This window comes from uncultured Thiodictyon sp., from assembly GCF_903828115.1.
In the GTDB taxonomy this organism is placed as follows: Bacteria; Pseudomonadota; Gammaproteobacteria; order Chromatiales; family Chromatiaceae; genus Thiodictyon.
Map to the genome: position 1 here is coordinate 1 of NZ_CAIKKU010000582.1, position 7,584 is coordinate 7,584.

Consider the following 7,584-nt stretch of genomic DNA (forward strand, 5'->3'; position numbering starts at 1 on the left):
ATGCACTTCAGGGTGCGAGAGAATGCGGAACGCTTACGATAACCTCGATTACGACAACGACAACGACAACGACAACGAAAATGGCGCGATGCGATCAGATCTCCGCGCTCTGCGGGGCGGGCGCCAACCAACCGCTGATCCGTTCATGGGCCGACTCATGCAGCGACAGCAGGGCCGGGGTGAAGATCAGCACCAGCACCGTGGCGAAGGTGATGCCGAAGGCCAGCGACACCGCCATGGGGATGAGGAACTGCGCCTGGAGGCTGGTGGCGAAGATGAGCGGACCTAAGCCCACCACCGTGGTGGCGGAGGTGAGCAGCATGGCGCGCAGGCGCGAGCAGGCGGCCTCCTCCAGGGCGGGATTGACCGCCATCCCGGTCATCCGCAACTCCTGGTACATGCTGACCAGGATGATGGCGTTGTTGACCACGATCCCGGACAACCCGAAGAGCCCGAACATGGACAGGAGCGTCAGGTCGATGCCGAGCAGCCAGTGGCCGAAGATGGCCCCGATCAGCCCGAGCGGGATGGCGGTCATGACCACCAGGGGCCAACCCCAGGAGGAGAAGACCGCGGCCAGGATGATATAGATCAGCCCCAGTCCGATGTAGAGGCCCAGTTTCATGTCGCCTAAGGTCTCGCGCTGATCCGCGGCGCGGCCCTCGAAGCTGAAACTGACCCCGTAGCGCTCCACCAGGTCCGGCAACAGGCCCTCGCGCAGGACCCGATTGACGTTGTCCGGGGTGTTGAGCGCCCGGTTGATGTCCGCCGAGACCTCGACCGCGAGCCGCCCATCGGCATGGCGCAGGGCCTCGAAGCCGCGCCGGCTCTCCCAGTCCGCCACCGTGTCGAGCGGCACAAACTCCCCGCTCGGGACCCGGATGTTCAACTGCTCCAGGGCGTCGAGACGGGTGCGCTCGGCGCGCGGCAGCAGCACCCGCACCTCCAGTTCGTCCTGACCGACCTGCACCAGTTGGGCTAGATAGCCGTCGAAGGCGGCGCGCAATTGCCGGCCCAGCAGTTCAGTCGTCACGCCCAGGGCCTGTCCGGCGGGCGAGACCCGGTAGATCAACTGCTCGCGACCGAAGGGCATGTCATCGACCATGTCCGACACCCCCCGGACGGACTCCAGCCCTTGGGCCAGGTCCAGCGCGGCGGATTTCAGCCGGTGGGCGTCGTCACCGGTGAGCCGCACCGTGAGATCCCGCCCCGGCGGACCGGAGCGGCGCGAGGAGATCACCAGGCTCTCGAGGCCCGCCGGCGCCCTGACCCGCTCCCGCCACTTGGCCAGGAAGGCCTCGTTGCGCACGCTGCGGTTTTCAGACGGGACGAGCTGAACCAGGAGCGAGGCGAGTTGGTCCCCGCGGGCGCCGGCCCCCACGTCCACCGCCACCGTAGCGCCCAGGCGGGCGACCGCCGCCTCCACCAGGCCGCCGCCTAAGTCCCGCTCGGCCGCGCGCAGCCCCTCCTTCAGATCATCCAGGAAGGCCGCCGTCTGCTCGCGCGGGGTACCGGCGACGAAGGTGGCATTGGCAAAGACGATCTGCGCCTCCGGCGTGGGGAAGAAGACGAAGGCGATGCGCCCGCCCGCAAGCAGTCCCACCGACAGGATCATCATGACCGCCACCGCGCTCACCGTCACCCCGCGCCAGCGCAGCGAGGCCACGACTACCGGCCGGTACCAGTGGTCACGGAAGCGGTCGAATCCGGCATCCACCCGCTTGCGCCACCGCGGCGTGACCTGCCGCACCTGGTGACTGAAGGCCGAGCGCAGGTGCGCCGGCATGATCAGGAACACCTCCATGAGCGACGCCATCAGCACCATGATCGCCACGAACGGGATGTCCCGCAGGATGTTGCCCATGATCCCCCCGACCAGCATCAGCGGCAGGAAGGCGGCGATGGTGGTCAGGGCGGAACCGACCACCGGCCAGAACATCCGCTTGGCCCCCGCGATGGCCGCCTCCGACGGCGGCATACCCATGCGGAAGCGGGACTCCGCGTATTCGCCGATCACGATGGCGTCGTCGTCGATCACCCCGAGCGTGAGCAGGAGCGCGAACAGGCTCATCATATTGATGGTGCCGCCGAAGGCCCACAGCAGTGCCAGGGCCAGCAGATAGGCGGTCGGGATACCCATCGCCACCCACAGGGCGACCCGCCCGGGCAGGAAGATATAGAGCAGGATCAGCACCAGGACGAAACCCTGGAGGCCGTTGCTGACCAGCAGATCGATGCGGTCACGGATGAGTTGCCAGGCCTGGTCGAAAACGGTCAGTTGGATCGACGGCGGCAGGGTCGGGCGGGTCTCGGCGAGCCATTGCTCGAAGACACGCGCGGCGCGCAGCGAGTGACCGGTCTCGGCGCGCTGGATCAGCATCTCGACGGTGACCGCGCCATGGGAGCGGGCCAGCTCGGTCTCCACCTCGGTCATGGTCAGGGCCGCCGGGCGCGATTCGCGCACGATGACCGCCACGTCCCCCAGGCGCACCAGGCCGCGCTCGTCGCTGACGATACTTAAGGCTTCAAAGGCCACCGGGTCGCGGCGCTGCTCCAGGCCGCGCAGCTCGCGCGCCCCGTCGGCCTCGCCCGCGACCCCGGAGGGCAAGTCCTGCGCCAGCCGGCCCACTTGCTGGCCGATCCCGTCCAGCGACAGCCCGAGCGTCTCCAGGGTCCGACCGGGGACCTCGATGGCGATGCGCTCCTGCGGCAGCCCGGCGATATCCACCCGGTCGACGCCGCGCGCCAGGAGTTCGCGCTCGAACTGGCGCACCCAGGGGCGCACGTCCTGCAGGCTCGGCCCCGAGACCAGGACCCGAGCGACCGATTCATAGCGCGAGATCCGGCTGACCTGCGGCGTCTCCGCGTCCTTGGGCAGATTGCGGAATTCATCCACCCGCTGGCGCACCTGGTCCAGGGCCAGCAGGGCATCGGTGCCCTCGTGCAATTCCAGCGACAGGCTGGCGATGCCCTGGGTGGAGGTCGAGGTCATGCGTTTGAGGCCATCGACGGTCTTCAGGCGCTCCTCGAACGGGATGGTGATGCCGTTCTCCACGTCCTCCGCGGAGGCCCCGCTCCACACCACCTGCACCGCGATGTAGTCCAGGGCGAAGCTCGGGAAGAACTGGATGTTCATCCGCGTGAGCGCCACCGCACCCAGGACGAACACCATGACCGTCAACAGGTTAGCGAGCAGCTTGTGGCGGGCGAAGACCGTGATCAGGCCGCGTTTCATCTGACCTTCTCCGTGCCGGCGGCGGCGTCCTGGGCGGCGGCCGTCTTGCGCGCCGGCACCTCCTGCACCTTGAGCCCGTCCACCGCATTCGGCAGGTGGGTGATCATCACCCGGGACCCGGCCGTGAGCCCGGGGGCCCGCACCAGGACCTCGCTCACCCCGTCCTGCGTCAGCTCGCCGACCCGCTCGATCTCGATCCCCTTGAGCCGGCCCTCGTTCAGCACAAAGACCCGGTCGCCGCCGTTCAGCGCGGCAAACGGCAGGGCGATGGTGTCCGGCATGGCGGGGCGCTGCAGCACCAGGTCGACGAAGGCCCCCACCGGCAGGTTGGCATCGCCATCCACCTTGAGTAGTGCGTCCACGCCGCGGGCGTCGGCCTCGCCGGCCAGGCGCTCCAGGGTCGCCGTGAAGGTCCGGCCCGCGTGGTTGACCTGGGCGCTCAGGCGAAGGCCTGCCGCCAGGGCCGCGCGCAGTTCCTCGCCCCGGTCGCCGGGGACCTTGGCGCGCAGATAGAGCCCGTCGACCGGGAAGAGGGTGAGGATCGTCTGATTGGCCTGCAACTGATCGCCGGCGCCGGCCTCGACCCGGCCGATGCGCGCCGCGAAGGGCGCGCGGATCTCGGCGCGGCCGGCGTCGCGCTCGGCCTCCTGGAGCTTGGCCCCGAGCGCTGCCAGCCGCGCCGGGTGCTCGGCGAGCGCCTGCTCGCGTAGGGTGACCGCCAGTTGCGCCCGCGCGAGCTGCTCGCGCGCCTGGTCGACCTCGGTCGCCGTCCCCAGCTTCTGGGACTGCACCTTGTCCGCCCGCCCCAGGGCCGCCCGCGCGAGCGCCAGCAGTGCCCGCTCCTGCTCAATCGCCTGGGTGTCGTGCGAGAGCTTCAGCCGTTCCCGCTCCAACTCGGCCCGCGCCTGGGCAAGCCGCGGCTCCAGGTCGGCCGGGTCCAGCCGGGCCAGCAGCGCACCCTTCGCCGCCAGCTCACCGTCGCGCACCTTGACCTCCAGCAGTCGCCCCGCCACCGGGGCCGCCGCCCGGATCCGGTCCGGCGCCTCCACGCGCCCGAACAGGCGCAGTTGCGGGCTGTAGAGCCCCGGGCTCACGGTCATCGTATCGATCCGCCAGACGCGCTCCTGCGGCACCGCCGGTGCCGGCCGCGGATGGGTCGCCTTCAGGACCAGGAAGCCGCCGACCCCGAGGGCCAGGATCACGAGAGGTAGGAGTTTGCGCAGCATAGCGAGTCTGTGGGCGTGAATCTGGACAGCGGATGAAATAACCCGTGAGCCTAACGTGGGGTGCGCGGCTTCCAGCGCAATCCGCGATCGGTCGGCCGCATCCGGTGAACCACTCAACAGTGCAGTCCGGCAGCCCCGCTCGTCGGCCGGATACCCCCGGCGATCGTCGAGGCAGTTGCCCAAATAGTCGCGCAGCGACGCTGTGGGAGCGGCTTCAGCCGCGACGGGCCTCTCAGACCACCGCGGCCTTGCAGAGGAACACCAGAGCGCATAGGCCCCGGTTCTGCGTGGAAGCCGAGACCCCGCGTTAGGTCGCCAGGCTCGATAGAGAAGCCTCCACCTCCGACGTCCCCATCTCCTTGGGGTGCCGCTTGTTGTGAAACCAGATCGAGCGCTAGATCCAGCCCACCTAGGCATCCTCGGTGCGCGGGAGTGTCGGCGCGTAACGCACTCAGGGTCCAGCACGACGCCTCGCCCAGGGCATTGAGAAATCGTGCATTTCTGGCGCGATTTGCGAGCCGTCCTCCAGTTTATGAGGCAGTGTTGGGGCCGAATCCGGGACGAGTTGGCGACGTTGCCGGATAACGGCCGGATGGTGCGGGGGAAGATCGCGTTAAGGTCATTGACAGGGGCGGGGATTTTTGATACACTATGGCAGGCTGGATGGTTTATGGGGTAGTTCGTTCGGCGAAATCTAGTTGGGCAACAAACCAATATCACGACGTAAGGAGTCAAGCTCTTGTCTGATCCGATAACGCTCGTAACTGCCGGGCTCGCCTCTTTTGCCCATTTGAACACTCTTGTCAAGTCGTTCCTTGAGACCAGAGATAACGCTGTCAACCTGGAGCAAGTCAACGCCCTGAACTCTGAGATCGCATCCAAATACGTCGGATATCTTGCGTTGCAGCAGCATATTTCTGCGCTGTTGGCAGAAAATGACGAATTGAAAAATGCAAATTGCTCGTTTTGAAGCATGGGAAGCAGAAAAGCAGCGTTATGTACTCGAGGACGTAGGACCTGGAGTTTTTGCTTACGTCTATAAAGAATCTGCCAGCGGCTCCGAGCCGATGCATTGGCTTTGTACAAAACTTAAACGATCGTTTGCGCAACCGGCTTAGCGTACGGAAATGTCCGAATTATGCAGTGACCCCAATATTGAGAAATCACGAATGCAATATACGAGCAGAACTTCGGCAATATTTTTATTGCTTTTCGGGATAATCGCATTGGTGCTAGGTGCTGCCGTATATCTACTAATACGTGACCCGGATTCTTTGTATATAGTCAGGAAAGTTTCCCCAGTCAGAGGAAATCTATTTTTTTCTGAAGATTTGCAGAAACCACTATCAATATTGATTGGGTCATTGCCAACAGCCATCCATACCTTTGCGTTTTCTCTATTTACGTCGGTTGCAATGGGCTTACGAAAGCCAAATGTTGTCATTTCGTGTGTCTTCTGGGCTATCATTAACATAGCGTTTGAGTTCTCGCAGAGCCTAAAAACTTGCCCCGCATTCCTTATTGATAACGAAGATCAGGCTTCGTTCGGAATATTTTGTTCTTATGCAGTCTGGGGAACATTTGATTGGCTGGATGTAGGGTCGATAATAATCGGGGTATTATTTGCGTATCTTTTGTTGATCCGCCTCACGCCATACCCTGGAGATAAAGATGAAAAGCATTAGAGCAATTTCTACCATTACATAGGGTGCTGTTGGTATAATCTTCGAGGTTGCCCTTGTGTCTTTATTAAGCCGGGGAAACCCCCGGCTTTGCCGGGGAGACAGCAAAAGTTTGACATTTCCGGGAGACCATCCAGGAAACTCCGCGTTGTGAGCCGCCAAGCACGCAACACTGGAGAATCCCGATGGACGAACCTGAGAGCCTAAGCCACTCCAAATGGGAGTGCAAATACCATGTGGTCTTTATCCCAAAGTGCCGCCGTAAGATGTTGTACGAGCAACTTCGGCGACACCTTGGCGAGGTGTTCCGGAAGTTAGCCGAGCAGAAGGAGAGTCGCATCTTGGAGGGGCATCTGATGTCCGACCATGTACACATACTGATCGCGATTCCGCCCAAGTATGCCGTGTCGCAGGTGGTCGGCCTCATCACGGGAAAGAGTGCGATCCACATTGCCCGCGTGTACGGTGAGCGTCGGCGCAACTTTGTTGGGCAGAGTTTCTGGGCTCGGGGGTATTTCGTCTCGACGGTTGGTCGGGACGAGGGCACGATCCGTGAGTACATCAAGAACCAAGAGCAGGAAGATACGCGTCTCGAACAGCTCAACCTTTGGGGCTGATTCGCCACCTTTCGGTGGCCCAAGAACCGCGGGGCCGCGTTAGCGACCCCGTAGCCGCTTTGAGCGGCTCACGAATGAAAGCCCCCGGCTTTGCTGGGGGATGGTTGCTTCTCGGGAGCATAAATTGATCCATCTGCCATACGCGAATATGACCAACGGTGCCTTTGACTGGTTTGATATTGGCTCCATCCTGCTAAGCGCAGCGCTTGCGTATGCCTTCCTGCTGCGTCTCTCTCATAATTTTTGGGGTTGCGCATGAAGACCGCTAGATTACTTGCTGCTATCACATCTGTCGCAGTTGGTATAGCCACTATCTTGGGCAGTGCAAGTAGTCGCGTGTCCCCAGCAACGATGGAATTGCTAAAGGCGCAGCATGCACGGCATAAACGTGATTGGCCCAAGATCACCGTAGGTATGTCAGAAAAGGAAGTCCAAAATATATTGGGACCTTTTATTCCAGAATACAAGGGAATGACTGTTATGGTAAGGCCTGACGGTTCCACATATATGACGAGTAATGCAAAATATTCTTGTGGTAACGGATGTGCTGTGGAATTTGTCGATGGCAAGCTATTAAAAGGAACACTGTCCGACGACTGGGCTCGCCACTTAAGGTGATTTCCGCTAAATCTCATACCGAGCAGGCTGGCTGGATCAAGATGTCCCACTTTGGCAGTTCGGGGTTGCGACGCAGCCGAGCCTCGACCGCCAAGGTCATGGGGTCAGGTCTTGGTGCGCCAAGCGAAGCTTGGCGTTTCTTGCCGGGTGCAAGTCCCGGTCGGGAGAGGGATCGGAAGTGATTCCTCGTAAGGGCTAACCACCCA

The 7,584-nt window shown here is 62.7% G+C and carries 6 protein-coding genes; 4 read left to right on the top strand and 2 right to left on the bottom strand.

Annotated features, from left to right (window positions below; genetic code table 11):
- Window positions 1-94: 94 nt before the first annotated feature.
- Window positions 95-3,235: an efflux RND transporter permease subunit gene (locus QZY48_RS21950; protein ID WP_295435151.1), complete on the bottom strand. Its 3,141-nt coding sequence runs from the start codon at window positions 3,233-3,235 to the stop codon at window positions 95-97.
- On the bottom strand, window positions 3,232-4,461 hold the full coding sequence (locus QZY48_RS21955) for an HlyD family efflux transporter periplasmic adaptor subunit (protein ID WP_295435152.1): 1,230 nt from the start codon (window positions 4,459-4,461) through the stop codon (window positions 3,232-3,234). The genes QZY48_RS21950 and QZY48_RS21955 overlap by 4 nt, the downstream gene beginning before the upstream one ends.
- A 739-nt stretch (window positions 4,462-5,200) precedes the next feature.
- Here QZY48_RS21955 and QZY48_RS21960 point away from each other — a divergent pair.
- The 4 genes from QZY48_RS21960 to QZY48_RS21975 all read left to right on the top strand — a co-directional run bounded on the left by QZY48_RS21960 (window position 5,201) and on the right by QZY48_RS21975 (window position 7,378).
- Complete coding sequence (locus QZY48_RS21960) at window positions 5,201-5,431, top strand: hypothetical protein (RefSeq protein WP_295435154.1); 231 nt, start codon at window positions 5,201-5,203, stop codon at window positions 5,429-5,431.
- Window positions 5,432-5,630: 199 nt separating this feature from the next.
- On the top strand, window positions 5,631-6,146 hold the full coding sequence (locus QZY48_RS21965) for a hypothetical protein (RefSeq protein WP_295435155.1): 516 nt from the start codon (window positions 5,631-5,633) through the stop codon (window positions 6,144-6,146).
- A 182-nt stretch (window positions 6,147-6,328) separates the two neighbouring features.
- Window positions 6,329-6,760: an IS200/IS605 family transposase gene (gene tnpA, locus QZY48_RS21970; RefSeq protein WP_295435157.1), complete on the top strand. Its 432-nt coding sequence runs from the start codon at window positions 6,329-6,331 to the stop codon at window positions 6,758-6,760.
- A gap of 255 nt (window positions 6,761-7,015) precedes the next feature.
- Entirely contained in the window at window positions 7,016-7,378 is a 363-nt protein-coding gene (locus tag QZY48_RS21975) for a hypothetical protein (protein WP_295435159.1), read from the top strand.
- Window positions 7,379-7,584: the final 206 nt, after the last annotated feature.